Genomic DNA, 500 nt, shown 5'->3' with positions numbered 1-500 from the left:
CGCGGTACGTTCCCTCGACATTCTCGACGCTCATCACCCAGGCTGTATCGCCCTGCTCACCATGCGTTCTGCTGATAAGCATGCGCGGAACTGCGGCGCTGAAAGCGGCATCCGATTTGAGATGATGACTGGCATATTCAGCTCGGCTGTTCTCTGTCCCACCGGATTCATAAATGAGCACATCTTCGGCCAGAAGCGAAAGTGCAGCGGCATTATCGCCCCTTGCTAGCGCAGCATGAAAGTCCGCCACCGCTCCAACGGGACCATCCAAGGCCGTAGCCACTGTGGCCCCTTCCTCAGCGTCCCTCCCCTTCGCAGCGGTACTGGGGTGCGCCAATACCGGGCTTTGTGTCAGCAGGATTACGCCCGCCAGTACTCCCGCAATTCTGCCTGCTCCATATCGATCCATTGAAACCCCCTTTTTGCGTGAACTTTCGATCTACATCATTCCTGGCGACGCGAGGCCCAGAACAGCTACGAGGCCCAGAACGCCGACGGCA

Annotated in this window: 1 protein-coding gene; it reads right to left on the bottom strand. The window is 58.4% G+C overall.

Going from position 1 to position 500, the window contains the following annotated elements; all coding sequences use genetic code 11:
* A partial coding sequence (locus tag AX708_RS20510; RefSeq protein ID WP_197426393.1) for a DUF4440 domain-containing protein occupies positions 1-283 on the bottom strand: 283 nt, incomplete at its 3' end.
* Positions 284-500: the final 217 nt, after the last annotated feature.

This window comes from Erythrobacter sp. CCH5-A1 (assembly GCF_001557115.1).
Taxonomy (GTDB): domain Bacteria; phylum Pseudomonadota; class Alphaproteobacteria; order Sphingomonadales; family Sphingomonadaceae; genus Erythrobacter.
The sequence above is the reverse complement of the archived record's forward strand: the minus strand, read 5'-3'. Positions and strand labels throughout refer to the sequence as shown.